Source organism: Mesorhizobium sp. (assembly GCF_005063415.1).
In the GTDB taxonomy this organism is placed as follows: Bacteria; Pseudomonadota; Alphaproteobacteria; order Rhizobiales; family Rhizobiaceae; genus Mesorhizobium.
Map to the genome: position 1 here is coordinate 1 of NZ_SUEG01000342.1, position 1,104 is coordinate 1,104.

A 1,104-nucleotide genomic window follows, 5' to 3' on the forward strand; every position below is an offset into this window, starting at 1 on the left:
GCTCGGCTCTATTCATCGCCCGATCTTGCGCGGTCACCACTTGGGGTGTCTGCATGCTCGAAGCGGGTTGGACGCGCGGGGAGATTATGCGGTCGCTGAGGCGGCTAATCGCGGCCGACAACATGACGCAGAAGAAAAATGCCAAGCTCGAGGCGCAAAGGCACAGATCGCAATCGCGCGCGCCATGACGCGGGGCGGCTGGACTTGACGATCGCGAGGCCAGCGCCAGATGACCTCAGAGATGAAGCGGACCAGGACGCACAATATCTGACCGGGTATAAGGGCAGGCCGCATGACGGCCCTGTCGACGACGCGTCTAAACATTTCATCTACTGTCCGGTTTGCGGGCAGACATTCGACGCGCGCGATCTAGGACAGGTGTTTCATCATGCGGAGCCGGTGCACCAGCCGCTTCCAGTGGAACAGTAGAAATCTCCCACAAGGCTTCTCAGGAGCGCGGGTCCATTGCCTGCGGGTTGGTTTATGCCTTCCCAGCCGTCGAGTCCCGAAGAACTTGACGCCGGTTGCTATCCTCGGCGACCAGACGGTGCCGAAACTGGTTGCGGATATGGTCGTTGAAGTAGCGGCCCTTGGCAAACGCCGCGCGGAACGCCGCGAAGGTTTCCGGAGGCACGTCCTCAAATTCGTATCGTTTACCGCTCGCCACGAACCAGACCGACAGAACTCTTCTGACCGGATCGTATTCCGTTTTGCGTATCGCGGTGGAAGGCATGGCAGGCTCGACTCGAAAAGGAATCAACGAGCGGAGAGGCCGTCGCGTTCCTTGTGACCCTGGAGAGTCCATCGAAAGCCGGCCGATCGTGTGCGAGCGCCGCGCGCTCTTTCACCCGTGAACGCTGCTTCGGGTCAGAAGCCCGACCATGTCTCCTGCTGGCCCTAGGCGACGTTCTGCTTACCATCGTTCCGGATCATTGAATCATAAACCGCGAACTGAATGGCAGGCTTGCAGCGCCCACCGCCTTCGGGCTGATTGTGATCCGGGCGGGCAACGCTTCAATCTCAGTAAAGGCGCCGCTGATGTCGGCGCAGAGTGCCTTGGTGACCTTCTGCGGCGCATAGCTTGAGAGGACGACCGTCTTGAGC

Annotated in this window: 1 protein-coding gene; it reads right to left on the reverse strand. The window is 60.2% G+C overall.

Annotated features, from left to right (window positions below; genetic code table 11):
• Positions 1-481: 481 nt before the first annotated feature.
• The gene (locus E5W70_RS32490; protein WP_292665457.1) at positions 482-733 is read right to left on the reverse strand and encodes a KTSC domain-containing protein; all 252 of its coding nucleotides are present in this window, start codon (positions 731-733) and stop codon (positions 482-484) included.
• Positions 734-1,104: the final 371 nt, after the last annotated feature.